The sequence below is a fragment of the Streptomyces sp. NPDC028722 genome (genome assembly GCF_040637655.1).
Lineage (GTDB): Bacteria > Actinomycetota > Actinomycetes > Streptomycetales > Streptomycetaceae > Streptomyces.
Genome location: NZ_JBEZWU010000010.1, coordinates 81,767 through 105,945 on the forward strand (window position 1 = coordinate 81,767; position 24,179 = coordinate 105,945).

Below are 24,179 nucleotides of genomic sequence, written 5' to 3' on the forward strand. Positions count from 1 at the left end.
GCCGCCCCCGGTTGTGCGGCCTGCCCTAGCATCCAGCCATGACGGTCCTGCCTGACGACGGGCTCTCACTGGCCGCCGAGTTCCCTGACGCGACACATGAGCAGTGGCAACGCCTGGTCGAGGGCGTACTGCGCAAGTCGGGCAAGGAAGTCTCGGGCGCGGCAGCTGAGGACGCCCTGTCCACGACGCTGGAGGACGGGCTGCGCACCCGGCCCCTGTACACCGCGCGCGACAGCGCGCCCGACCCCGGCCTGCCGGGCTTCTCCCCGTTCGTGCGGGGCAGCCGCCCCGAGGGCTCCCTCGCGAACGGCTGGGACGTACGGCAGCGGCACACGGCACTCGGCGACGGCACGGCGCACGCCGTGCTCGCCGACCTGGAGAACGGCGGTACGTCCCTCTGGCTGGTGCTCGGTGAGGGCGGCATCCCCGTCTCCGAGCTGGACCGCGCCCTCGACGGCGTCTACCTCGACCTGGCGCCGGTCGTCCTGGACGCGGGCCGCGACACCGAGGCGGCCGCGGAGGCGCTGCTGCGGCTGTACGCGCGCCGGGGTGTCGCCCCGGAGGCCGTGCGCGGCAACCTGGGCGGCGACCCGCTGGGCCACGAGGCCCGTACCGGCACCGCGCTGGACTTCGCGCCGTTCGCCGCGCTGGCCGCGCGCTGCGCCGAGTCCTACCCGGGCCTGCGCGCGCTGACCGTGGACGCGCTGCCGTACCACGAGGCGGGCGGCTCGGCCGCGCAGGAGCTGGGTGCCTCGCTCGCCACCGGCGTGGCCTACCTGCGGGAGCTGACCGAGGCCGGGCTCGGCGTCGAACAGGCCGTGCGGCAACTGGAGTTCCGGTACGCGGCCACCGCCGACCAGTTCCTGACCATCGCCAAGCTGCGCGCCGCGCGCCGGCTGTGGGCGCGGGTCGCCGAGGTGTGCGGGGCGCCGGACGCGGGCGCGCAGGTGCAGCACGTGGTGACCTCGCCGGTGATGATGTCCCGCCGCGACCCGTGGGTGAACATGCTCCGCACGACCGTCGCGACGCTCGCCGCGGGGGTGGGCGGCGCCGACTCCGTGACCGTGCTGCCGTTCGACCACGCGATCGGGCTGCCGGACGCGTTCGCGCGCCGGATCGCCCGCAACACCTCCTCCATCCTGATCGAGGAGTCCCACCTGGCCCGGGTCATCGACCCGGCGGGCGGCTCCTGGTACGTCGAGCGGCTGACGGACGAACTCGCCGATTCCGCCTGGCAGTTCTTCCGTTCGGTCGAGCGGGACGGCGGCCAGGCGGCCGTGCTGCGCTCGGGCCGGCTGCGCACCGACCTGGCGACGACCTGGGCCGAGCGCTCCAAGCGGCTCGCCAAGCGCCGTGAACCCATCACCGGTGTCAGCGAGTTCCCGCTGCTGTCGGAGAAGCCGGTGGAGCGCGCCCCCGCGCCCGAGCCGCCGTCCGGCGGGCTGCCGCGGGTGCGCCGCGACGAGGCCTTCGAGGAACTGCGGGCCCGCTCCGACGCCCACCTCGCGGCGACCGGCGCCCGGCCCCGGATCTTCCTCGCCACCCTCGGCTCGCCCGCCGAGTACACCGCGCGCTCGTCCTTCGCCGCCAACCTCTTCCAGGCGGGCGGCATCGAGACGGTCGCCGAGGGTCGCTTCGAGGACAGCGGCGCGAGCGAGGCGGTGCTGTGCTCCAGCGACGCCGTCTACGCCGAACGGGCCGCCGAGACCGCCCGGTCGCTGCGTGCGGCGGGTGCCCGGCACGTGACCCTGGCGGGCCGGCCGGCCGACCACGCCGGCGTCGACTCCTACGTCCACGCGGGCTGTGACGCCGTGACCGTGCTGTCCGCGACCCTCGACCGCATGGGAGTGTCCTGATGGGAATCCCCGACTTCTCCGACATCGAGCTGGGGACCCCGGTCGCCGCCGGAAGTGACGACGCGTGGCGGGCGGCCGTCGAAGACGCCACCGGTGGCGCGCCGCCGCTGTGGGAGACCCCGGAGGGCATCGGGGTCAAGCCGCTGTACACCGGCCGGGACCTGGAGGGCCTGGACTTCCTGGGCACCTACCCGGGTATCGCGCCGTACCTGCGCGGCCCGTACCCGACGATGTACGTCAACCAGCCCTGGACGATCCGCCAGTACGCGGGCTTCTCCACGGCCGAGGAGTCCAACGCGTTCTACCGGCGCAACCTGGCGGCGGGCCAGAAGGGCCTGTCGGTCGCCTTCGACCTGCCCACGCACCGCGGGTACGACAGCGACCACCCGCGCGTGACCGGTGACGTCGGCATGGCGGGCGTGGCCATCGACTCGATTCTCGACATGCGTCAGCTGTTCGACGGCATCCCGCTGGACCGGATGACCGTGTCGATGACGATGAACGGTGCCGTGCTGCCGGTGCTGGCGCTGTACATCGTGGCGGCGGAGGAACAGGGCGTACCGCCCGAGAAGCTGGCCGGGACCATCCAGAACGACATCCTCAAGGAGTTCATGGTCCGCAACACCTACATCTATCCGCCGAAGCCGTCGATGCGGATCATCTCCGACATCTTCGCCTACACCTCGCAGCGGATGCCCCGCTACAACTCCATCTCCATCTCCGGCTACCACATCCAGGAGGCCGGCGCGACGGCCGACCTGGAGCTGGCGTACACCCTCGCCGACGGCGTGGAGTACCTGCGTGCCGGGCGGGAGGCGGGCCTGGACGTGGACGCGTTCGCGCCCCGGCTGTCGTTCTTCTGGGCGATCGGCATGAACTTCTTCATGGAGGTCGCCAAGCTGCGGGCGGCGCGGCTGCTGTGGGCCAGGCTGGTCGCGCAGTTCGACCCGAAGAACGCCAAGTCGCTTTCGCTGCGCACCCATTCGCAGACCTCGGGCTGGTCGCTGACCGCGCAGGACGTCTTCAACAACGTCACGCGGACATGTGTGGAGGCGATGGCCGCGACCCAGGGCCACACCCAGTCGCTGCACACCAACGCCCTGGACGAGGCCCTCGCGCTGCCGACCGACTTCTCGGCGCGCATCGCCCGCAACACCCAGCTGCTCATCCAGCAGGAGTCGGGCACCACCCGGGTCATCGACCCGTGGGGCGGCAGCGCCTACGTCGAGCGCCTCACCTACGACCTCGCACGCAAGGCCTGGGCGCACATCCAGGAGGTCGAGCAGGCCGGCGGCATGGCGCAGGCCATCGACGCCGGCATCCCGAAGCTGCGCGTGGAGGAGGCGGCGGCCCGCACCCAGGCCCGCATCGACTCCGGGCGGCAGCCGGTGATCGGCGTCAACAAGTACCGCGTCGAGACCGACGAGCAGATCGACGTCCTCAAGGTCGACAACTCCTCCGTACGCACCCAGCAGATCGAGAAACTGCGGCGGCTGCGCGCGGAACGGGACGAACAGGCCTGCCGGGACGCCCTGGACGCGCTCACCCGGGCCGCCGACGGCACCGAGAACCTGCTGGAGCTGGCCGTGCGCGCGGCCCGCGCCAAGGCGACCGTGGGCGAGATCTCCGACGCCCTGGAGAAGGTGTACGGGCGGCACGCCGGCCAGATCCGTACGATCTCCGGCGTGTACCGCAACGAAGCAGGCCAGTCCCCGTCCGTGGACCGCACCCGTGCCCTGGTGGAGGCCTTCGAGGAGGCCGAGGGGCGCCGGCCGCGCATCCTGGTCGCCAAGATGGGCCAGGACGGCCACGACCGCGGCCAGAAGGTGATCGCGACCGCCTTCGCCGACCTCGGCTTCGACGTCGACGTCGGCCCGCTGTTCCAGACGCCGGAGGAGGTCGCCCGGCAGGCGGTGGAGGCGGACGTGCACGTGGTCGGCGTGTCCTCGCTGGCCGCCGGTCACCTCACCCTCGTCCCCGCGCTGCGCGAGCAGCTCGCCGAGGAGGGCCGCGAGGACATCATGATCGTGGTCGGCGGGGTGATCCCGCCGCAGGACGTGCCGACCCTGCTGGAGATGGGTGCCACGGCCGTGTTCCCGCCCGGGACGGTGATCCCGGACGCGGCCCACGACCTGGTCGAGCAGCTGTCGGCCTCCCTCGGCCACACCTCGTAGCGCCGATGGCAGCGATCGGTCTCGACACCTATGTGAAGGGTGTCCTCGACGGGAAGCGGGCCCTGGTGGCCCGTGCCATCACGCTCGTCGAGTCCACCCGCCCGCAGCACCGGGCGCTGGCCCAGCAGTTGCTCACCGAGCTGCTGCCGCACAGCGGCCGGGCCCGGCGGATCGGGGTGAGCGGCGTGCCCGGTGTCGGCAAGTCGACGTTCATCGACGCGTTCGGGACGCTGCTGACCTCGCTGGGGCACCGGGTCGCCGTCCTCGCCGTGGACCCGTCCTCCACCCGCACCGGCGGTTCCATCCTGGGTGACAAGACCCGGATGGAACGGCTGGCGGTGGACCCGGACGCCTTCGTCCGGCCCTCCCCCAGCGCGGGCACGCTGGGCGGCGTCGCCAAGGCCACCCGGGAGTCGATGGTGGTCATGGAGGCGGCCGGCTACGACGTGATCCTCGTGGAGACCGTCGGCGTGGGCCAGTCGGAGACGGCGGTCGCGGGCATGGTCGACTCCTTCCTGCTGCTGACGCTGGCCCGCACCGGCGACCAGCTCCAGGGCATCAAGAAGGGCGTCCTGGAACTGGCCGACGTCATCGCCGTCAACAAGGCGGACGGCCCGCACGAGCGCGACGCGCGGGCCGCGGCCCGGGAACTGGCGGGCGCGCTGCGGCTGATGCACGGCAAGGACGCGTTCTGGACGCCGCCGGTGCTGCACTGTAGCGCCCGGGAGTCCATGGGTCTGGACACGGTGTGGGAGCGACTGGAGCAGCACCGTACGCTGCTGGACTCCACCGGGCGGCTGGCCGCCAAGCGGCGGGACCAGCAGATCGAGTGGACCTGGGCGATGGTCCGCGACGAACTGCTCGGCCGGCTGTACGCCGACCCGGCGGTGCGCGCGACCGCGCCCGGCCTCGAACGGCAGGTCAGGGAGGGGCGGTTGACGGCGACCCTGGCCGCGGAACGCATCCTCGCGACCTTCGAGGACCGCACCGCTTCCCCGACGGAGGACTGAACCGACCGGCCCGGCCCGGCCCGGCCCGGAGGGAGCCTGGCCGGGCGTACCGTCGGTGCCGTACCGCGGCAGCCGCCGGACGGCCGACGCAGGAGGACCGACCTCGTGACGACCCGTGTCACCCTGATCGCGCCGGCGACGACCCCCTCCCTGCGGCGGGCCCGTTTCGACGACGGCGACTCGCTCGACGGCGCGGGGGCGGCCGAGGCCGGGGCGGCGGCGGAGCACGTGCCCGCCGCCGGGCAGGTCCTCACCTCCCCCAGCACCCGCTGCCGGGAGACGGCGTCGGCGCTCGGCCTCGACGCCATCCAGGCGGCGGAACTCGCCGGACTGGACGTGGGCCGGTGGCGGGGCCGGATGCTGGCGGACGTCGGTGGTGCCGAACCGGCGGCGCTGGCCCGCTGGCTGGCCGATCCGGACGCGGTACCGCACGGCGGCGCCTCGGTGCGGGACCTGTGCGAGCGCGTCGGACGCTGGCTGGAGCGGTGCGGCCGCACCGGCGGACGGACGGTGGCCGTGGTGGAGCCGGAGGTGGTCCGCGCGGTGGTGGTGCACGTCCTGGACGTGCCGTTGGCCGCGTTCTGGCGGCTGGACGTGCCGCCGCTCACGGCGACGGAGGTCACCGGCCGGTCCGGGCGCTGGAATCTGCGGCTCGGCCACCCGCTCGGCACCGCGTCCGGCCGCTGACGCCGCCCGCTGACGCCGCCCGCTGACGCCGTCCGCTGTCCGCCGTCCGCCGTTCGCTGTCCGCCGTTCGCTGTCCGCCGTCGGGAACGCGGAGAGGGCCCCTCGGACGGGTCCGAGAAGCCCTCTCGCGTCCGGTGGTGGTTCAGTGTGGTGCGGCGACCGGCCGCCCGGCGGCGGACGGTGCGGGCTCCGGGTGCAGCAGCCGTTGGGCGAACTCGCCGAAGAGCAGGCCGAAACCGGCCCACAGGACGGCCTGGACGGCCAGCGCGGAGAGACGGAACCGCCACAGCAGGGCGGCCGGGAAGTCCTTCGGCACCTCGTTGACGGCCGGCAGGAAGGCGTAGGCCAGTGCCGTCATGAAGGCGAAGGCGGCCACCGCGGCGACGGTGGCGTACCAGGTGCCCAGCCGGGGTGCGAGCCGCTTGCCCAGGAGGGTGGCGGCGACCGCGAGGAGCACGCCGAGCAGCATCATCAGGACGTACAGGCCGGTCCGCCTGCCGATGGTGCCGGGGTCACCGACGGAGGGCGGGTTGGCCGGGTACTTCAGGAACGGCACGACGTACACGGCGAGCAGCGCGCAGCCCGACAGCAGCAGCGCGATCGCCCGCGGGGAGAAGCGGCCGACGCGGCCGAGCGCGAAGCAGAAGGCGAGCGCGGCGATGCCGCCGAACGCGACCCCGTAGACGAGGACGCCGGTGGCGAGGCCGGCGGTGGACTGCACGGAGCGGGAGACGGCTTCCGCCCCGTGCGTGTGGGAGTGGGCGTCCTCGAAGCCGATCGCGCTGTCGACGCTCGGCTCGCCGAGGAAGTAGGCGGTGAGCAGGGCGAGCACGCCGGCGGCCAGGCCGGCGAGCATGCCCCGCACGAGGAGGTTCCTCACCGTCGCGGAGTTCATGGATGGGGGCGTCCCTCGCGTCAGTGGCAGGGGAAGCCGAGCAGATGGCGGGCGTCGTGCACCCACTCGTGGACGTCCGTGCCGTCGAACACGGAGGTGGCGCCCTGTTCGGCGCCGACGAAGTACAGCAGGACGAGCATGAGAATGCCGAAGAAGACCGCCCACGGAGCGATGGCCTTCAGCGGCAGTTTCGCCGGTACGGCAGGGATGGTGGCTGTCGGCCGGGCGACGGTCTGCGCCATGGCAGGACCTCCTCTGGGAGTTCGCGTCCCATCTCGGTGGTGCACAGGACGACGGCCACGGGTCTGACTCACGAACACCCGGAGGCTCTCGCATACAGTGGCGCGACCGTGCCGGAGTTCCACCGGCTTCCGTCGACCGTCGTCGATTCGGACCGACCGTACCGCCTGGTGCCCGTACGGCCAAGGGCGCACTCCCGGCGGACGGGCGGCCGGACGCCGTCGCCCGCGGCATCGGCGTACGCCCCTCGGCCGTACGACGCGACCGGCCGGGGCGAGTCACAGGTGCAGCCCCACATGGTTCACGATCAGGCGCTTGCCCTCGGGATCCAGGGCGAAGTAGATGCGTCCGGCCTCGTTGGGCGACACGGCGTCCCGGACCTTGATGTGCGGCAGCCCGTCCCGGCGCTTGTCCTCGAACGTGAAGTAGCGCTTGTCCTTGTTCTTGCTCAGCTTCTCGTCGCTGTTCGCGAACCTCAGCCCGTGCTGGTCGTAGAACCACTGGTCGAGCCGGGGCCGCTTGCCGGGCTTGGTGTACAGGTCCATCGCGGCCTGCGCGAGGGCGATCAGCTGGTCGGTCATCTCCTCGGGATACGGGTACTGGGAGGCCTTCCAGGCGCGCGCCGCCCGCACCGTGAACACGATGCGCTCCTCCGACGTCCTGGCGAGAGCCTCGAACGTCGGTACGGCGTCGGGGCCCAGGACCGGGATCCCGTGCCAGACGTCCGGCTCGGCGGCCTGTCCGCTCCCGCCCCGCGACAGGTCCAGGTACAGGTTCTTCCAGTAGTCCCGGTCCTGGCGCAGCGCCTCGGCGGCGGTGGCCTCGGACTGCGCCTTGTCACGGTCCTCCATACAGCTCTGGGCCATGTCCTCCCACGACCTGGCGTCCTCCTCCAGCTGCCGCGCGCGTTCCTTCAGCGCCTGGAGTTCGGCGGTCGTGTCGCCGGCCGCCTGCGCGCGCGACAGCCGCTCTGCGGCTCTGCGTGCCCCCTCCCGGTACGAGGCCTGCCGTGCCCGCTCCCACGCCGTGTCACTGCCCCGGGCGATGACGGAGAGATGGGCCAGCGACGGCATCAGCCGCCTGCTCACGAAGGACGGCTGGGACATCTGCTCCCGCGAGTAGGCGGGATGTTCCAGGCCGAGGTTGGGCCAGACCAGCCGGGCCCCGCCGCTGGGGACGGCCACCTGTTCGTGGACCCGGCGCACGGCCTGCGCGGTGACGTAGTTGAGCGTCACGACCTGGGCCAGTCCGGCGAGTTGTCCCGAGGCGTCGGCCGCCGTGGTCCAGGCCGCCTGGTCCCGGGGGTGCATCAGCAGGATGGGAAGGCGTGTGCTCAGCGCGAGCGACTCCAGCAGCACGGCAGCGTGCCCGGGTTCCCGGATCCGCTCGTACCGCCCGGTGGCGCGCTGGCCGAGCACCCGCACATCGAGTTCGCCGTCCGCCAGCACCGCGCGCAGCAGCTGGGGACGTCTGAGCCGCGGGCTCTGCACCGGCGCGATCCAGCCGTCGGGGATCTCCCTGCCCATGACGACCCGGAGTCCCCCGCCGCCGTCCTCCGTCCGGGAGACCGTGACGCGGGTGACGAACTGCGCCGGGCCGTCGGACAGCGGCTGGTGGATGGTCATCCGCAGCGCGCGGGCGCGCTCGTCGCCCGCCACGGACCAGCTCACCTGCCGTTCGCCCTGCCCGGGAACCTTGCTGGTGAGCACCGCCCGCCCGGCGCGGTCGAGATCCGCGGGGTACGGGGCCGGTAACCGGCCACGGTCACCGAGCCAGGCGGCGAGATGGTCGCGGAGCCGCTCGTACACGTGTCCCGGCCACCGGGCGGACCGGGCGTCCTGGACGTCGAAAGCGACGGCATACAGCACCTGCACGGTGGCTCCCCTCGGCCCCGGACGCCCCGGTGAGCGGACCGGGTCCCCCCTCGAACACGGTCAGGGCATCGCTTGAGGGGTCACCGTAGTACCGCCGCACCCGACCGGCCATGACTTCGCAGCGCTCAGCGTCCCTCACGATCGGTGCCCGGGTTCCGCGGGGGCGCCGGGGAGCGTCGCGGGACCGGCGGAAAACGATCGTCGCGGGCTGTCCGGCGTGCGTGCACGGCCACGGATCATGCAACCCTCTGCGACGGCGCGGTGTTTTAGTCCGTACCAAGTCCCACCCGGCTGGGCCGGCTCCTGGTACGCCGGTCCACGCATGCCAGTGTTGTCGAGGAAGGAAACAGTGATGAGCGATTTCGAGGCGCTGACGGCGCTCCAGCTCGCTGAACTCGTTCGTTCCCGGACCGTGTCACCGGTGGAAGTGGTGCAGAACTCCCTGGACCGCATCGAGCGGCTCAACCCCGCGGTCAACGCGTTCGTCACGGTCTGTGCCGACCAGGCGCTCGCCACCGCCAAGGAAGCCGAGCGGGCCGTGCTGTCCGGAGCCGAGCTGGGTCCGCTGCACGGCGTGCCCATCGGCGTGAAGGACCTGGACCCCGTCGCGGGCGTGCGCGTCACCCGCGGGTCGAAGATCTTCGCGGAGGAGGTCGCCCAGGACACGATCCTGTGCGTCGAGCGGCTGACCGACGCCGGCGCCATCGTGGTCGGCAAGACGAACACACCGGAGTTCGGGTTCAAGGCCACCACGGACAGCGCCCTGCTCGGGCCGGCGTCCACGCCGTTCAACCTGACGATGAACGCGGGCGGCTCCTCCGGCGGCAGCGCGGCGGCCGTCGCGACGGGCATGGTCCCGCTGGCGCAGGGCTCGGACGCGGGCGGTTCGCTGCGCGTACCCGGAGCCTTCTGCGGTGTCTTCACCATGATGACGACCTTCGGGCGGGTGGCGGTGCCGGCCCGGCCCAACGCGTTCCGCCGCCTCAACCCGATGGTCTGCTACGCGCCGCTGGCCAGGACCGTGGACGACGCCGTCCTGGGACTCGACCTGATGTCGGGCCCGCATCCCCGCGACCCCTACTCCTTCCCGGTGGGTGAGCCGCTGGCCGCGGCGCTCTCGCCGTCGCTGGCCGGGATGCGGATCGCCTACACGCCCGACCTCGGCGGATACCCGGTCGAGCCGGAGGTCGAAGCGCTGGTGCGGGCCGCGCTGCCCGCCCTGGAGGAGGCCGGCGCGGAGATCGTGGAGGTGGACTTCCGGCTGCCGCTCCCCGCCGCCGAGCTGACCAGGATGTGGCGCCGCTACCTGTCGATGGCCCACGCGGAGTCCGCCGAGATCAGCCTGCGGCAGGGCATCGACCTGCTGGGCGAGCAGGGCCGCGTCGTGGACCCCGGCTATCTGGACAGCGTCCGCACCGGCGCCGCGCTGAGCGCGGTGGACTTCCGCCTCGGCGACCTCGTGCGCACCCAGGTGCTGGACGCGTTCGAGGACCTCTTCGACGGCTACGACCTGATCGTCAGCCCGGTGAACTGTGTGGCGGGCATCCCCAACGACACCACGCGCACCACCGTCGGCCCCCGCCAGGTCAACGGCCAGGACACCGACCCGTTCGTCGGCTGGTCCATGACGAGTCCGTACAACCTGATCGGCAGCCCCGCGGCCACGGTCCCGGTGGGCCGGGCGGCCAACGGCGTCCCCGTCGGCATGCAGCTCGCGGCCCGCCGGCACCACGACGCGGCCGTCGTCCGCGGTGCCGCCGCCTGCCAGCAGCACCTCGACTGGCAGCACCTGTACCAGGAGTTCGACCCGGCGCTCACCGCCCGGTGACGTCCCGGCCGGCCACTGTGCCCCACACCCGCCCCCCAGGGACAAGGATGGTTGACACCGATGACCGCACGACCTGCCGGCGCTGAGCCGGTCCGCGCCGCGCTGTTCGATCTCGACGGCACGCTCGTGGCCACCGAGCACCGCAGCCGTGCCGCGTGGACCAGGCTGTTCCGCGCCCACGGGCTGGAGGTCGACGACGCTCTGCTGGCCACCTTCGTCGGCCGCCGTGGCCAGGAGGCGCTGGCCGACCATGTGCACCGCTTCCCCGGCGGTTCCGTCCCCGACCTCTTCGAGGAGGCCGTCGGCTACCTCAACGGCCCCGACATCCCGCCGCCCTATCCCGTACCGGGGGCCGAGGTGCTGGTGAAGAAGCTGCACGCCGAGGGGGTGCCGATGGCCGTGGTCACCTCCGGGCTGCGCGAACACGCCCGCGCGCTGCTCGACCACGTGGGCGGCGCGGGCCAGTTCACCGCGCTGATCACCGCCGAGGACGTACGCCTGGGCAAGCCGCACCCCGAGGGCTTCCTCGCCGGATGTGCCGCGCTCGGTGTCTCCCCCGCACAGGCGGTGGCGTTCGAGGACGCGCCCGCGGGGATCGCCGCGGCCAAGGCGGCCGGGCTCAGGTGCGTCGCGGTGACCACCACGCACGCCGCCGAGGCGCTCGGCGCCGCCGACCTGGTCGCCCCCGACCTCGCCGACATCAGCTGGCCGCGGCTGTTCGCCGCCTGATCCACTGCACGGACGGACCCACCATGCGCAGCAAGGACGCCGACCCGGACCGTTGCCCCGCACCGCCGCGGACGGACGATCCGGTGCCCCCCGGGGGAAGCGGTGCGCCGGCCCTGCCGGCCGCCCACCGCTGGCGGCTCCTCGCTGTGCTGCTCGCGGCGCAGTTCATGGCCAACATCGACACCGCGATCGCCAACATCGCCGCCCCGGCCATCCGCGGCGACCTCCACGCGTCCGGCGGACAGACCGGCCTGGTGATCTCCGGTTACGTGGTGGCCTACGCCGTCCTGCTCGTCACCGGCGCGCGGCTCGGCGCCAGCCACGGCCACCGCCGGGTCTTCCTGGCCGGGATGGCCCTCTTCACCGTCGCCTCGCTGGCCTGCGCGCTGGCCCCGGGCGCGCTCGTGCTGATCGCCGCACGCGTCGCGCAAGGGGCCGGCGCGGCACTGATGGTGCCGCAGGTGCTCAGCGGCATCCAGACGCACTTCGCCGGCCGGCAGCGGATCAAGGCGCTGGGCTACTACGCCGTCGCGCTCTCCGGCGGCGCGGTGGCCGGCCAGGCCCTGGGCGGCGTACTGATCGCGGCCGACCTGTTCGGTACGGGCTGGCGCCCCATCTTCCTGATCAACGTGCCGGTCGGCATCCTGCTCAGCTGGGCGGCACTGCGCTGGATGCCGGCCGAGGAGCGCAGCGGCGGCTGGGACGACGTCGACGCCCGCGGCATGCTCCTGCTGTCCGTCGCGGTCCTGTTGCTGATCGTCCCGCTGCTCCTCGGCACCGACCGGGGCTGGCCCGCCTGGACCTGGCTGTGCCTGGCCGCGAGCGTGCCGGTCGCGGTGGCCTTCCGGCGCGGCCAGCGCCGGCTCGCCGCGCGGGGCGGCCGGCCCCTGATCGCCGAGGAGGTGGTCCGCGAACCCGCCGTCCGCTGGCTGCTGGCCGCCCACGGCGTCACCACCATGACCTACTTCGCCCTGCTGTTCGTCCTGGCGGTCTACCTCCAGGACGGCCTGGGACACGGGCCCGCCTACGCCGGGCTGGCGATGGTCTCGTGGGTGGCGGCCTTCGGCCTGGGCGGCCCCCTGCTGGCCGCCGTACCCGAACGTCACCGACCGGCGATGCCCGCGCTCGGCTGCCTGGTCCTCGCCGCCGGCTACACCGCCGTGTGGGGCTACCTGGCCACCGGACACCGCTCCGGACCCGCCCTGTTCCTGCTGCTGGGCATCGGCGGACTGGGCCTGGGCATCAGTTCCAACTCCCTGATCGGCCAGATGACGTTCACCCTCCCGGACCGCTACGCCGCCGACCTGTCCGGGGTCATCAGCACCAACGCGCAACTCTCCGGGGCGCTGGGCGTCGCGACACTGGGCGGCATCTACCTCTCCCTGTCCGACACGTCCGGCGCCACGGCCGGACCGGCGGCCCACGCCCTCCGATGGATGCTCTGCGCGTCGGCCGCCCTGGCGGTCCTGTCCGCGGCGGCGGCCCACCGCGGCAGCCACCCGCGCACGAAGTGAACTACGCGCTGTAGCCGAAGCGTTACGATACCGCCCTCGGACCCGAGGGGAGCCAGCCGTATGTCGCAGCGACGCGTCGTCACCGGCCGCAGCCAGGAACCACGCCAGCGCTTCGCCGAGGAACTACGGACCCTGCGCACCGGCAGCGGGACCAGCCTGCGGCAGCTCGGGGAGCGGCTGGGCTGGGACTGGTCCCTGTTCGGCAAGTTGGAGAAGGGCGAGACGCTGGGCAGCCCCGAGGTCGTCCAGGCCCTCGACACGCACTACGGCACGCCGGGACTCCTGCTCGCGCTCTGGGAGTTGGCGGCCGGGGACCATACGCAGTTCCGCGAGCGGTACCGGCGGTACATGGCGCTGGAGGCCAAAGCGGTGAGCCTGTGGCACTTCGCGGTGAGCGTCCTGCCGGGGCTGTTGCAGACACCGGGCTACGCGCGGGAGGTCCTGGCGGCCGGTGGGCTGAAGGGACGGGAACTGGAGCAGCAGGTCAAGGCGCGGATGGGGCGGCGGGAGCTGTTGGAGGGAGAGAGTGCTCCGAGGTTCCGGACGATCCTCTCCGAGGCGGTGCTTCGTATGGCGCTGCTGGACGCGGACGCCTGGCGCGCGCAGTTACAGCTCTTGATCGAGATGGCGGGACGGCCGAACTTCGCGGTCCAGGTGCTGCCGTTCAGCGCGGGCCCGTACGGTCTTGATAGCACTGACGTGTGGTTCCTGCGGCTGCCTGACGGACGTACGGTGGCATACACGGAGAACGCACACCGAGGCGAACTGATCGAGGACAGCACGGCAGTTGAGAGACTGCAAGGCGCTTACGATGCAGTGCGTGACCTGGCTCTGTCCCCAGCCGAGTCGCGGAAGTTCATCCTGCGCATGTTGGAGGAAGTACCGTGCGAACCATCGACGTGAGTGTCCTGGCCTGGCACAAGAGTTCCTACAGCAACTCGGACGGCGGCGCGTGCCTCGAGGTTTCTCACGACCTCGACGCCCTCGTTCCCGTGCGGGACAGCAAGGTCCCGCACGGGCCGGTGCTCGTGTTCCCCGCCGACGGCTGGGCCACCTTCGTGACCGCCGTCGGCAAGGACCGGCTGCACGACGGGCGCTGAACGCGCGCCTGTTCAGAGCGTGCTGTCGTCCCCGTGACTGCGGACGATCTCCTTGACCTTGGCCATCGCGAAGCCCCAGCCCTGCTCGACGGTCGGCTTGGCCGGTACCGCGATCTCGTCCGGGTTGGTGAGCACGTCGAGCAGGACCGGCCCGGGGGTGTCGAAGGCGTGGCGTACGGCCTTCTCCAGTTCGGCCGGGTCGGTCACGCGGATGCCGGGGATGCCCATGGCAGTGGCGACGGCGGCGAAGTCGGGGTTGTCCAGGACGGTGCCGAACTCGGGGAGCCCGGCCTGTTCCTGTTCCAGTTTGACCATGCCCAGGCGGCGGTTGTCGAAGACGACGAGCTTCACGGGGAGGTTGTGCGTCTTCAGTGTCATGAGGTCGCCGAGGAGCATGCTCAGCCCGCCGTCCCCGCAGAAGGCCACGACCTGCCGCTCGCGGTCCAGGCTCTGCGCGCCCAGCGCCTGGGGCATCGCGTTGGCCATCGAGCCGAGGTTGTAGGACCCGATGAGCTGCCGTTCGCCCCGCATCTCGACGAAACGCGAGAGCCATACCGTCGCCATACCGGTGTCGGAGGTGAAGACGGCGTCGTCGTCGGCCAGCCGGTCCACCACGGCCGCCAGCGCCTCCGGCCGGATGTCGTGGGTGCGGTTGTCGAGCGAGGAGCGGACGCGGCCGATCAGCCCCTTGTCGTGTGCCGGGTCGGCCAGCCGCGCCTGGCTCTCGCGCCACTGCTGGAACCGCTCGCGTGCCTTGTCGAGGTGCGAGCGGTCCCGCGCGCCTTCCGTGCCGGCCGGAGGGGCGGCGAGGTGGGTGAGAAGGTCTCGGACGGTGACGCCGGTGTCGCCGACGAGCCCGACGTCGACCGGTACGCGCCGCCCGATGTGGGCCGCCTCGGTGTCCACCTGGATGACGGTCCTGCCCTCCGGATACCAGTCCCGGTAGGGGAAGTCGGTTCCCAGGAGCAGCAGGGTGTCCGCGTCGTGCAGGGCCGACGCGGCGGCCGGGTTGCCGATCAGTCCGGTCTGGCCGACCTGGAACGGGTTGGTGTCGCCCTCGAAGCCCTCCTTGGCCTTGAGGGTGAGCACCATCGGCGCCGCCAGCCGGTCGGCGAGGGTCAGGACGTCCTCGCGCGCGCCGCGTGCGCCCCGTCCGACGAGCAGCGTGACGCGTTCCGAGCCGTCGAGCAGTTCGGCCGCCCGGCGCACGCCGGATTCCTCAGGCCGGCTGAGCGGCGGGTTGAGGGAGAACCTGGCCGGGCGGTCCGTGGTGAGTTCGCGTTCGCCCAGGTCGCCGGGCACCGTCAGGACCGCGACCCCCTTGCGGCCCAGGGCGTGGCGCACCGCCGTCTCGAGCATCTGGGGCAGCTGGTCGGGTGAGGTGATGGTCGCGCGGAAGACGGCCACGTCGCTGAAGAGGGCGTCGTTGTCGACTTCCTGGAAGTAGTCGGTGCCGAGTTCGGCGAGCGGCACCTGGCCGGCGATCGCCAGGACGGGCGTGTGGCTCTTGGCGGCGTCGTACAGCCCGTTGAGCAGGTGGACGGAACCGGGTCCGACCGTGCCCATGCAGACGCCGAGGGTGTCCGAGAGCTGTGACTGGGCGCTCGCGGCGAAGGCCGCCGCCTCCTCGTGCCGGCAGCCCACCCACTCCAGGTCCTCGGTGGTGCGGATGGCGTCCGTCAGGGGATTGAGCGCGTCTCCCACCACGCCGAACACCTGGCGCACGCCGAGTTCGCTCAGTGCGTCCACGATGACGCGGGCGACGGTACGGGCCACTTGAGTCCTCCAGTCAGACGGTGAATCGGTCGGGGTCGGCGGCCTGCCAGTCGGCCGCCCAGGCGGCAGGGGGCTCGGCGAGCAACTGCCCGGGGTGGAGCCACTCGTACAGTTCGTCGTAGGAGCGCTCGGTGTACGGGTCGATGCGCCGGCGGAGCATGTGCGGGCGTAGCTCGGCGGGGTCGGTGACGCCCATGGACGCCATGAGCTGGAGGGCGCCGGCCACGGTCGCCTCCTGGAAGCGCTGGACGCGCGGCGTCTTGTCCCGCACGTCGAGGGCGCGGGCACGGTGGGGGTCCTGGGTGGTCACACCGGTGGGGCAGGTGTTCGTGTGGCACCGCTGGGCCTGGATGCAGCCGACGGCGAACATCATGGCCCGTGCCGCGTTGCCGTAGTCGGCTCCCTGCACCAGGCGTTTGACCAGGTCGGTACCCGTGGCGATCTTGCCGCTCGCCCCGATCCTGATGCGGTCGCGCAGGCCCGCGCCGACGAGGGCGTTGTGCACGGTGAGCAGGCCCTCGGTCAGCGGGGTTCCCATGTGGTCGGCGAACTCCAGGGGCGCGGCCCCGGTACCGCCCTCGCCTCCGTCCACGACGATGAAGTCGGGGGTCGTGCCCTCCTCCAGCATGGCCTTGCACACGGCCAGGAACTGCCGGCGGGAGCCCACGCACAGTTTGAACCCGGTGGGCTTGCCACCGGACAGCTCTCGCATCCGGGCGATGAAACGGACGAGTTCGCGCGGGGTGGAGAACACCCGGTGGTACGGCGGTGAGATCACCGTCCGCCCCTGGGGCACGTCCCGTACCTTCGCTATCTCGGCGTTGACCTTCGCCCCGGGCAGGACGCCGCCGATGCCCGGTTTGGCGCCCTGGGAGAGTTTCAGGGACACACACTTGACGTGGTCGTGCGCGGCCTTGTCGGCGAACTCGGCGGGGTCGAAGTCACCGTCCTGGGTACGGCAGCCGAAGTAGCCGGTACCTATCTCCCAGACCAGGTCGCCACCCGGCCGCAGGTGGTACTCCGACAGACCGCCCTCACCGGTGTCATGGGCGAATCCCCCGGCCGCCGCGCCACCGTTGAGCGCGAGGATGGCGTTGCCCGACAGCGAGCCGAAGCTCATCGCCGACACGTTGAGCAGCGCCATGTCGTAGGGGCGGGTGCAGTCGGGGCCGCCGATCCGCACCCGCGGGGGCGTCTTCGGCACCGGGCACGGGGCCATCGACGGCACGAGGAACTCGTAGCCGGGCTCATAGACGTCCCGTTCGGTGCCGTACGGTTGCTCGGCGTCCGTGCCCTTCGCCCGCTCGTAGACGATGGTGCGGACGTCCCGGTCGAAGGGGCGCCCGTCGAAGTTCCGCTCGACGAAGTACTGCTGCAACTCCGGGCGGATCCGCTCCAGAAGGAAGCGGGCATGCCCCAGGACGGGATAGTTGCGCAGCACGGAATGCCGGCGCTGCACCAGGTCCGCCGTACCCAGCAGACCGAGCAGGAGGAGCGGTACGGCGGCCACCCACCACCAGGGGGACAGGCCGACCGCCGCGGCGGCCGCCACGATGCCGGCGACCAGGGTCAGGGCCACGATTGCCATACGAGTCACTTCTCGCTCCTTGCCCTGGGCCGCCCTTCCAGTCCTGCGGTTTCGTCAAGAAACCGGTAAGGGGCCACACAGCGGAGGCGGTGGCGAGGCGCCGACGGGGAGCGTCGCGGTGCCTGGCTGTCCTGGGGGCTAGATGGTCAGGAACGTCGGCCGGGACGCCGGGCAGCCGATCACGCAGACCCAGAGCCGGAACGGCAGCCCCCGGTGCCGCACCTCGGCCAGCACCCGCCCGCTCCCTCCCAGCGGGCGGGCGCAGACGGCACAGTCGATGGCCATCTGCTGGCGAGGCAGGAGCTGGGCGATGTCGGGGAAGGACGTGAGCGCTGTGACGGAACTGTTCACCCGGCGTACCCGCGCAGTCCGGCCCGCACCCGTTCGCCGCGCGGGCACCCTGTGCCGGGGGTGTCCTGGCTGAGCCCGTGCCCGGTGGCGGCCGTGAGCGGCGCGCGCCGCGAGGTCCGGCCACCGGCGGAGTGGGCGCCGGACGCTGTCCGGGCTGGAGTGATGGAACTCGTCATCGATGTGGAGACCTCGGCTGTCGGCAGGCGGTGATCGGCTCGGCGGGTGATGCCTCGGTGCGCCGCAACGGGTTCACCGGATGTCGCCGGTCCGTCCGAAGGGGCGTGGATCACCGAGGCGCTGGCCGTAGGCCGCTTGACCCCCGGAGCCGAACTGTCCCGGCTCGGTCTGCCGGGTGAGACCCGTGGTGGTCACGTCGTGCGGCGTCACCGGCCCGCGACCGGGAGAGCGGGCATCCCGCGGCCCGCGCTCGTCCCTGGTGAGGTCACCGTATGCCGAGGGCGCACAGCCCTGTGGCAGCCGCCCGTCCGGCGCCTCCTCGGCGGGCGCCCTGGGAAGCGGCGACCGGTGCCGGGGCAGCGTCCGCCGGGGCGGCCTCGTCAGGGTGATCTGCCGCACCACCTGCTGGAAGCAGGCCAGCGAGGCGAAACACGGCAAGGCGGCGGCCGCGACGCCGATGAGGTTCCTCGGAGCCTGCGCGACGCACAGCGCCATGGCGATGGCGGAGAAGACCAGGAGCATGGACCAGGAGTGCAGGGCCCGACGCTGATGCAGCGCCGCCCGGAGAATGGACAGCGACGCCACCAGCCACGGCCCGAACACCAGCAGAGGCCACCAGGAGACCGCGCTGCTCTGCATCCGCGACACGGCCACCAGCCGCAGCGGATCGTAGGCGATCAGCCCGCCGAAGATGCTCACGGCCGAGGCGATGGCGGTCACCAGCGCGGCGATGAAGCGGGTGGCGATCCTGATGTTGCTCGGACGCTGCCGCGTTCGCACCTTCCGATGGCCCCGAGGAGGAGACTTCACCGGCAGCGGTTCCGCTGTGACGTCCACCAGGGTTTCGCCGGAGGACATCGGACCCGTACCGGCGAAGACGTCCTCATGGCATGCCGTCGGGACCCTCGACTGCTGGTCGATGGCGTCCCGCAGCATGAAGGCCAGCTCTTCCGCGGGGTCCCAGTTCGAATCGGGAGGAGTCAAGTTCGACGGGAATTCGTCGGCGGCCGCCCGATGCCGTCCGCCGCCGTGCTGAAATCCGTCCGGATATTCGACGGGGGGCTCTGGGTAATACCCCATATGTTCACCGTACATGACGCCGCCCGGTCATTCCGCCGGCACGCAGGACCCGGTTTCCGGACTCGGCCAACGTCTCGACATGTCCGTTTCCAGGGAGCTCATGGCGTCCATGAATTCCTGAAGCGTCCCCTCGATGACCTCGAGCGTGACGGGAAGGTCACCCTTCACCAGCACCCCCTTGGTGGACCCGGCCGTGTTCGGTGCAGGCAGATACATGTAGGAGCCCAGCCGTGCGGGTCGCCTTACAGTCGAGTACGACCACCCTGGGGTGACTTCGAGTGCCCGTCCTCTTGGTGCCTTCGTCATATTGCAGATAACGCCGCCATTCGATGATGGATGCGGGGGCGAACGGGTGACACATTAGCCCGACTAGCACCTAGGTCAGGTATCGTCTGGACCTATATGAAGTTGTATTAATAAAGACAAGCGCCGGCCGTCGAGCGGCGCGCACACCGCCGACCCGAAATCCCTCAGGCCCGGACGACATCCCGGCAGTACCCGAACGCCGTACAGTCATGCACTGCTCAACTCGGCCACCAGGAGACGCTCGGCCGGTACGCGCGATCCGCGGCTGCCGTCCGGCGGGCATGGACGCCATCACCAGGGCGGCAGGCCCCTGCCCGGCAGCCTCCCGGAGTGCGCCGCGGTCACGGCTACCGCTTCGGTCACGGTCACCGTTTCGTCCGGGCGGCCGAGGCCTGCCGCGTGTCCGCTCCGGAGCTGACGTGTCGCTGGGTGTCCTCGGGGCCGTGCCAGTCCAGGCACACCACGGTGGCATCGTCCTCGAGCCGGCCACCGGCCGCGTCCAGGACCGCGTACGTCAGGGCCAGCGCGACCTCCCGCGGGTGCAGATCCCGAGTCCTCTCCAGCAGGTCGGCCAGGTCGACCTTCTCCCCGTGATGTTCGAGCATGCCGTCGGTCAGCATGAGCAGACGGTCGCCCGGGCGCAGATCGATGTCCTGAACGCGGTAGGGATGGGGCACGCGCACGGCCAGCCCGAAGGGATGGTCCACCTGGCAGGTGATCGTCTCCGCGGCACCCTCGCGCACGCGCAGCGGCCAGGGGTGACCTGCGTTGACGAGCTGGGCCAACCCGGTGTGCAGGTTGACGCGCAGCAACTGCCCGGTGGCGTGACCGCGGTTGTGGTCGACCAGAGCCTGGTCGGCCCGGTGGGCCTGCTCGGCCAGGCCGGCTCCCGCGCGGCGGGCGCCGCGCAGGGCACCCACCAGGACGGTGGCGGCCAGGGCGGCATCGGTGTCGTGGCCCATGGGATCGGTCACCGACACATGCAGGGTGTCGCGGTCCATGGTGTAGTCGAAGGTGTCGCCGCTGAGGTCTTCGGAGGGCTCCAGGCTCCCGCAGAGGGTGAACTGTGCGGCCTCGCAGGACAGCGACGGGGGCAGCAGCTGGTACTGGATCTCCGCTGCCAGGGTGGGGGGCTGCGAGCGCTTGCCCCAGGTGTACAGGTCGGTGAAGCGCCCGTTGGCGATCACCACGTAGGCCAGCACATGAGCCGCTTCCCCGACCTCTTCCAGGACACCTTCGCCGGGGGCATCCGGCAGGAGGAGCTCCAGCAGCCCGATGGCCTCTCCACGGTTGGTGACCGGCACGATCACCCGCTGCCCCTTGCCGGTCGACTCCTGATACAGCCGCTGGGTACGGATCACCAGTTCGTAGACACTGCCGAACAGGGGGATCCGCTCGGCCTGCCACCCGCCCTCCGCTTCCCCGGCGGTGGACAGCCGGGCCACCGCCCTTCCCGTCAGGTCCGCGATGAGGAAGGACACCTGGGTGGCTCGGAAACGCCGCAGCAGATCCCGCGCGATGACGTCGACGGCATCGACAGGCGCCGCCCTCTCAGCCGCCGTCAGCAGCCGGGGATATCCACTCTGCCCATCGCCCACGGCCGCGATTCCTTCCGACGACCCCCTCACCAGCTTGGGAGCCGCCACGGTGAGCGTCAACCGGGCCGGTCACGGTGAGCGCTTCGCACGCGACCCGGCCCATGGCGCAGGCGGGGTGGCCGTCGTCGTCAGGACGGCCGCGGGTGCCGTCCGCCGTCATCGCGGGTCGGCACGGAACGCTCGGAGGGGCCCTGGTGCCATACCGGCACCAGGGCCCCGAAGGAAGTGTTACACCATCTGCCGACCCTGGTTCTGCGTCGGCCTTCTGTTTCCGCCGACCCGGCCTGAATCCTGCCGGGGATGCGGGGATCGCGGACGTGTGACCGGAGACCACCTGCCTATCGATGTCCTGCGGTACCCGGACCGAGCGCTGCCGTCCGGGCGATCCTGATGGCGTCCGACTCCTCCGTTCTTCCCTCTGAAATCACTTACCGAAGGGGTACTGCGTACTGCTGGTACCGCTGATGGCGGCCCCTGATCACCGCGGGCCACCCGGTCCGGCCGTCAGTCCCGTCGCCGTCCTGCAACCGCTCTGGCTCCGACACTCCACCGCCGCACCGTCCTACGTGCTGCGACTGCGTGTACTGCTCCCGGCAGTTCATCTCTGCCGGGCTCTTCTCGATCTCGACTACGACAGAAACCCTAACCGCGCCCCGGCTCGATGTCTACTCTCGCCACTAGAGATTTTCGGGTGTCCCGCAGCGAGGTAGTCACCCTCCGGCAGCACGGGGCAGCGAGGGTCGGTGCTTCCGGGCCCCGGACCGGACACACCCCGCCCCGTCCGGGAGCGGTACCGCTCAAGCAGCCGGCCGGCAGGCAAATACAATCGGCCTCATGTCGAAGCCTGACGAGTTGCTTGTAGACGTCGCCACCCTGGTGGAGTCCGGGCGGAGCAACCAGATGTCCCTGACCGTGGTCACCGGTGGCGCTGTCATCACCGGCCGGCTGGCTCCCGAAGCAGTGTGGAGGCAGCGGGTGTCGGATGTGCTGACGGATTCCGACCGCCTGGGCGAGTTCTCCGGCGTCTTCGGCCCACCAGAGAAGAAGGACGGGCCGCCTACGCATCTGCACTTCCACGTCGCCCGGATCTTGCAGGGCACGGTGGGCATCCCGGACTCGGGCGGGATGTACCGGGTGTCGATCGAGGACGTCAGCGCCTGGACGGTGGGCGACTTCAGCTATTCCGACCACTGATCCCGCCGCAAGCGGTGTTGGGGCCCGCCGGCGCGCGCCGCCGGGCCCCAACACCGCTGCCACAGTTCCCTCGCCGGCCTCCAGCGTTCCGCGAGCCCGGTCGGCCCGTGCAGCGTGGGATACAACTCTCCCCCCGAACACGTTGGTCCGGGTCTTGGCGCCGGACTCGGCCCATGCCTCAGCGCCGCAACTCCTTCGCGGCGCAGCATCGTGATCAGCTTGCAGCCGGTGGACGCAGCTGTCCAAGACGGCTCCGGCGCCATGATCACTGCCGTCACATCAAGATCGTCTCACCGCGTTGAAGGCCGCACTCGCGTAGATCGTTACCTGCCGCTACTTCACTGGGCGGTCTCGTCGTCGGCCGGTACCGTGCGATGCAGAACGGTGAGGGGGTGGGTCGGTGCGCCCAGTGCTGTTGGTCGATGTGGACGGGCCGCTGAATCCGTATGCCGCGGAGCCGCATCGACGGCCCGAGGGTTATCAGACGCACCGGCTTCTGACGCCCCGCTGGGAGGCCGCCGAACGGCGCCGGCTGGCTGAGTGGGGGCTGCCTGACAAGCCGGTGAAACCGCTGCGGGTGTGGCTCAACCCGGCTCACGGCCCGGCATTGGGCGCGCTCCCCTTCGATCTGGTGTGGGCGACCACGTGGGAGGAAGAAGCCAACGCTTTCATCGCGCCCGTCCTGGGGTTGCCCGAACTGCCCTTCATCGCCTGGCCCTCGCCGTGGGACGAGCCCGGGGACGGTGTGTTCTGGAAGACGCCGCAGATCGTCGCGTGGGCGAAAGGCCGGGCGTTCGCCTGGATCGACGACGAGATCACCCAGGCGGATCGCTCCTGGGTGAACGACCATCACAGCGGCCCCGCCCTGCTGCACCGGGTCGATCCCCGCTGTGGTCTCACCAGCAGCGACTTCGCCACACTCACGGCATGGGCGAGCGGTCTGAGCTGACCCACGGCCAGCCGGCAGCCGGCAAGCCGTCACCACCCAGACGGGGCGGCCCGCCCTTGTGCGGGCCGGAGAACAGGGCGCTGCAGGCTGCTGTCCTGAGCCATGCGGCTTCGGCGACCGCGGAGCATGCCACTGAAAAAGGTCAAGCCAGTAGGACCTCGACAAAGATCGTCACCGCCAACACGACATAAACGGCGCACGCAATGTAGTTCAGCACAGCCGTCGCTTTTGTCGAGTCGACAAGACGTGCATGAAAGAATCCCGACAACACCCCAATGCTTCCATAAAGAATCACCTCCATCAGAATGTCAATCGCACCAAGCATTGCCATCTGCACTCCAGGATTCTCCGCGCCGCCTATGAACTGCGGGAGTATCGCAAGGAAAAAGAGGATGATCTTCGGATTCGTCAGGCTGACGAGTGCGCCTCGCAGATACCATCGACCTGTCGGGATATCGCCATGCCCACTGATCGCACGACGCGCATGCCGCATCGTCACGTACGCCAACCACAGTAGATACGCTGCACCCAAAATCCTCACTGCATCAAGTATTGATGGGTGCGATTGGGCGATCTTTCCTACCCCGGCAACGACTGCGGCAGCGTAGACACTCATGCCTGTTGCGATGCCGAGGATGGCTTTCAGCGCGGACCGGCGACCGCCTTCGAGGCCCACTGCGAGCATATAGGCCATATCAGGCCCGGGCGGACCCAGGAAAAGCATGATCACTGCGACGTAGCTCGGCAGTACCGTCAAATCCACCATCGTCAACGACCTCCGGCCCTGGCGTGGCGTGCGGGAGCTCCGCAGCGCTGGTAGCGATCGTTCCGGGCTAAGTTGCCACAGCCGGCGGCCGAGCACCCAGTGCTGACCTGGGAGGGTGTCATGAGATCTCCGAGTCGACGTAGAACCACGTAAGACGGTTCTACCATGCCTGCGCTTCAGGAAGCAACCGGCTAAGCCGGTTCCATGTTCGTCAGACAGTTCCCCGAGTTCCGTATTCGAAACGTGCCGGCAACTGGCTTCACGGGACCCTGACGGGGCGTTGCGGCAAGGCACTGGAGCGCATTCCTGTGCCATCCCGATTCGCGGACCGATTGGCGGCCAATCGGCGTTTTTCCAACCTGAATGCCGCAGGTGTGCCTCGGGCAGATCGCTCGCCGAGGGGTGACAAGCACGCGAAGCTCCTGGTGAGCATGGGTGACCTTGGTCGTGAACCCATCCACCAGGAGCTTCGTCGTTCCGCAGAACC

General features: G+C 71.1%; 20 protein-coding genes and 1 riboswitch. Of the genes, 11 read left to right on the forward strand and 9 right to left on the reverse strand.

What is annotated here, in order from left to right; all coding sequences use genetic code 11:
• Nucleotides 1–38 precede the first annotated feature (38 nt).
• The 4 genes from AB0F03_RS17995 (at nucleotide 39) to AB0F03_RS18010 (ending at nucleotide 5,727) form a co-directional block, all read left to right on the forward strand.
• Nucleotides 39–1,856 carry a methylmalonyl-CoA mutase family protein gene (locus AB0F03_RS17995; protein WP_361992416.1) on the forward strand — a complete coding sequence of 606 codons (1,818 nt, stop codon included), beginning with the start codon at nucleotides 39–41 and terminating at the stop codon, nucleotides 1,854–1,856.
• Nucleotides 1,856–4,030, forward strand: a complete 2,175-nt coding sequence (gene scpA, locus AB0F03_RS18000; protein WP_361992419.1) for a methylmalonyl-CoA mutase — start codon at nucleotides 1,856–1,858, stop codon at nucleotides 4,028–4,030. Before AB0F03_RS17995 ends, scpA begins: the two co-directional genes overlap by 1 nt.
• A 5-nt stretch (nucleotides 4,031–4,035) precedes the next feature.
• A complete protein-coding gene (gene meaB / locus AB0F03_RS18005) occupies nucleotides 4,036–5,040 on the forward strand; it encodes a methylmalonyl Co-A mutase-associated GTPase MeaB (RefSeq protein WP_361992422.1) in 1,005 nt (334 codons plus the stop codon).
• 105 nt (nucleotides 5,041–5,145) lie between these two features.
• Nucleotides 5,146–5,727, forward strand: coding sequence for a histidine phosphatase family protein (locus AB0F03_RS18010; RefSeq protein WP_361992425.1), 582 nt, complete (start codon nucleotides 5,146–5,148; stop codon nucleotides 5,725–5,727).
• Between the two features lie 142 nt (nucleotides 5,728–5,869).
• Here the strand turns inward: AB0F03_RS18010 and AB0F03_RS18015 are convergent, their stop codons facing one another.
• The 3 genes from AB0F03_RS18015 to AB0F03_RS18025 all read right to left on the reverse strand — a co-directional run bounded on the left by AB0F03_RS18015 (nucleotide 5,870) and on the right by AB0F03_RS18025 (nucleotide 8,736).
• Entirely contained in the window at nucleotides 5,870–6,622 is a 753-nt protein-coding gene (locus tag AB0F03_RS18015; protein ID WP_361992428.1) for a CbtA family protein, read from the reverse strand.
• A gap of 20 nt (nucleotides 6,623–6,642) precedes the next feature.
• A complete protein-coding gene (locus AB0F03_RS18020) occupies nucleotides 6,643–6,864 on the reverse strand; it encodes a CbtB-domain containing protein (RefSeq protein ID WP_361992431.1) in 222 nt (73 codons plus the stop codon).
• Nucleotides 6,865–6,899: 35 nt separating this feature from the next.
• Nucleotides 6,900–7,036, reverse strand: a riboswitch (cobalamin riboswitch).
• Nucleotides 7,037–7,140: 104 nt separating this feature from the next.
• The gene (locus AB0F03_RS18025; protein WP_361992434.1) at nucleotides 7,141–8,736 is read right to left on the reverse strand and encodes a hypothetical protein; all 1,596 of its coding nucleotides are present in this window, start codon (nucleotides 8,734–8,736) and stop codon (nucleotides 7,141–7,143) included.
• Between the two features lie 352 nt (nucleotides 8,737–9,088).
• Between AB0F03_RS18025 and AB0F03_RS18030 the strand changes: the two genes are divergently transcribed.
• The 5 genes from AB0F03_RS18030 to AB0F03_RS18050 are packed head-to-tail and all read left to right on the forward strand — an operon-like array spanning nucleotide 9,089 to nucleotide 13,907.
• A complete protein-coding gene (locus AB0F03_RS18030) occupies nucleotides 9,089–10,564 on the forward strand; it encodes an amidase family protein (RefSeq protein WP_361992437.1) in 1,476 nt (491 codons plus the stop codon).
• Nucleotides 10,565–10,624: 60 nt separating this feature from the next.
• Complete coding sequence (locus AB0F03_RS18035) at nucleotides 10,625–11,293, forward strand: HAD family phosphatase (protein WP_361992440.1); 669 nt, start codon at nucleotides 10,625–10,627, stop codon at nucleotides 11,291–11,293.
• Nucleotides 11,294–11,316: 23 nt separating this feature from the next.
• Nucleotides 11,317–12,807 carry an MFS transporter gene (locus AB0F03_RS18040; RefSeq protein WP_361992443.1) on the forward strand — a complete coding sequence of 497 codons (1,491 nt, stop codon included), beginning with the start codon at nucleotides 11,317–11,319 and terminating at the stop codon, nucleotides 12,805–12,807.
• A 60-nt stretch (nucleotides 12,808–12,867) separates the two neighbouring features.
• A complete protein-coding gene (locus AB0F03_RS18045) occupies nucleotides 12,868–13,710 on the forward strand; it encodes a helix-turn-helix transcriptional regulator (protein ID WP_361992446.1) in 843 nt (280 codons plus the stop codon).
• Nucleotides 13,692–13,907 (forward strand): DUF397 domain-containing protein, encoded by a 216-nt coding sequence (locus AB0F03_RS18050; protein ID WP_361992449.1) that lies wholly within the window; start codon nucleotides 13,692–13,694, stop codon nucleotides 13,905–13,907. Before AB0F03_RS18045 ends, AB0F03_RS18050 begins: the two co-directional genes overlap by 19 nt.
• A gap of 12 nt (nucleotides 13,908–13,919) precedes the next feature.
• On the opposite strand, the gene AB0F03_RS18055 is transcribed toward AB0F03_RS18050, so the two are convergent.
• The 5 genes from AB0F03_RS18055 to AB0F03_RS18075 all read right to left on the reverse strand — a co-directional run bounded on the left by AB0F03_RS18055 (nucleotide 13,920) and on the right by AB0F03_RS18075 (nucleotide 20,783).
• Nucleotides 13,920–15,683 carry a thiamine pyrophosphate-dependent enzyme gene (locus tag AB0F03_RS18055; RefSeq protein ID WP_361992452.1) on the reverse strand — a complete coding sequence of 588 codons (1,764 nt, stop codon included), beginning with the start codon at nucleotides 15,681–15,683 and terminating at the stop codon, nucleotides 13,920–13,922.
• Between the two features lie 13 nt (nucleotides 15,684–15,696).
• Nucleotides 15,697–17,280, reverse strand: a complete 1,584-nt coding sequence (locus AB0F03_RS18060; RefSeq protein WP_361992455.1) for an FMN-binding glutamate synthase family protein — start codon at nucleotides 17,278–17,280, stop codon at nucleotides 15,697–15,699.
• Between the two features lie 129 nt (nucleotides 17,281–17,409).
• Entirely contained in the window at nucleotides 17,410–17,622 is a 213-nt protein-coding gene (locus AB0F03_RS18065; protein ID WP_361992457.1) for a hypothetical protein, read from the reverse strand.
• A 249-nt stretch (nucleotides 17,623–17,871) separates the two neighbouring features.
• Nucleotides 17,872–18,879, reverse strand: a complete 1,008-nt coding sequence (locus AB0F03_RS18070) for a DUF2637 domain-containing protein (protein WP_361992460.1) — start codon at nucleotides 18,877–18,879, stop codon at nucleotides 17,872–17,874.
• A gap of 671 nt (nucleotides 18,880–19,550) precedes the next feature.
• Nucleotides 19,551–20,783 (reverse strand): PP2C family protein-serine/threonine phosphatase, encoded by a 1,233-nt coding sequence (locus AB0F03_RS18075; protein ID WP_361992463.1) that lies wholly within the window; start codon nucleotides 20,781–20,783, stop codon nucleotides 19,551–19,553.
• 834 nt (nucleotides 20,784–21,617) lie between these two features.
• Here AB0F03_RS18075 and AB0F03_RS18080 point away from each other — a divergent pair.
• Both AB0F03_RS18080 and AB0F03_RS18085 read left to right on the forward strand, forming a co-directional pair.
• Nucleotides 21,618–21,977, forward strand: a complete 360-nt coding sequence (locus AB0F03_RS18080; RefSeq protein WP_361992465.1) for a hypothetical protein — start codon at nucleotides 21,618–21,620, stop codon at nucleotides 21,975–21,977.
• A gap of 409 nt (nucleotides 21,978–22,386) precedes the next feature.
• Nucleotides 22,387–22,926, forward strand: coding sequence for a hypothetical protein (locus AB0F03_RS18085; RefSeq protein WP_361992468.1), 540 nt, complete (start codon nucleotides 22,387–22,389; stop codon nucleotides 22,924–22,926).
• A 142-nt stretch (nucleotides 22,927–23,068) separates the two neighbouring features.
• Here the strand turns inward: AB0F03_RS18085 and AB0F03_RS18090 are convergent, their stop codons facing one another.
• Nucleotides 23,069–23,692: a LysE family translocator gene (locus AB0F03_RS18090; protein ID WP_361992470.1), complete on the reverse strand. Its 624-nt coding sequence runs from the start codon at nucleotides 23,690–23,692 to the stop codon at nucleotides 23,069–23,071.
• Between the last annotated feature and the right edge of the window lie 487 nt (nucleotides 23,693–24,179).

Excerpts from the sequence above, each read along its gene's own strand:
- AB0F03_RS18080 (WP_361992465.1), top strand. The coding sequence starts at position 21,618 with ATGTCGAAGCCTGACGAGTTGCTTGTAGACGTCGCCACCCTGGTGGAG.
- AB0F03_RS18090 (WP_361992470.1), bottom strand. The coding sequence starts at position 23,692 with ATGGTGGATTTGACGGTACTGCCGAGCTACGTCGCAGTGATCATGCTT.
- AB0F03_RS18040 (WP_361992443.1), top strand. The coding sequence starts at position 11,317 with ATGCGCAGCAAGGACGCCGACCCGGACCGTTGCCCCGCACCGCCGCGG.
- AB0F03_RS18030 (WP_361992437.1), top strand. The coding sequence starts at position 9,089 with ATGAGCGATTTCGAGGCGCTGACGGCGCTCCAGCTCGCTGAACTCGTT.
- AB0F03_RS18015 (WP_361992428.1), bottom strand. The coding sequence starts at position 6,622 with ATGAACTCCGCGACGGTGAGGAACCTCCTCGTGCGGGGCATGCTCGCC.
- AB0F03_RS18035 (WP_361992440.1), top strand. The coding sequence starts at position 10,625 with ATGACCGCACGACCTGCCGGCGCTGAGCCGGTCCGCGCCGCGCTGTTC.
- meaB (WP_361992422.1), top strand. The coding sequence starts at position 4,036 with ATGGCAGCGATCGGTCTCGACACCTATGTGAAGGGTGTCCTCGACGGG.
- AB0F03_RS17995 (WP_361992416.1), top strand. The coding sequence starts at position 39 with ATGACGGTCCTGCCTGACGACGGGCTCTCACTGGCCGCCGAGTTCCCT.
- AB0F03_RS18045 (WP_361992446.1), top strand. The coding sequence starts at position 12,868 with ATGTCGCAGCGACGCGTCGTCACCGGCCGCAGCCAGGAACCACGCCAG.
- AB0F03_RS18020 (WP_361992431.1), bottom strand. The coding sequence starts at position 6,864 with ATGGCGCAGACCGTCGCCCGGCCGACAGCCACCATCCCTGCCGTACCG.
- AB0F03_RS18070 (WP_361992460.1), bottom strand. The coding sequence starts at position 18,879 with ATGGGGTATTACCCAGAGCCCCCCGTCGAATATCCGGACGGATTTCAG.
- scpA (WP_361992419.1), top strand. The coding sequence starts at position 1,856 with ATGGGAATCCCCGACTTCTCCGACATCGAGCTGGGGACCCCGGTCGCC.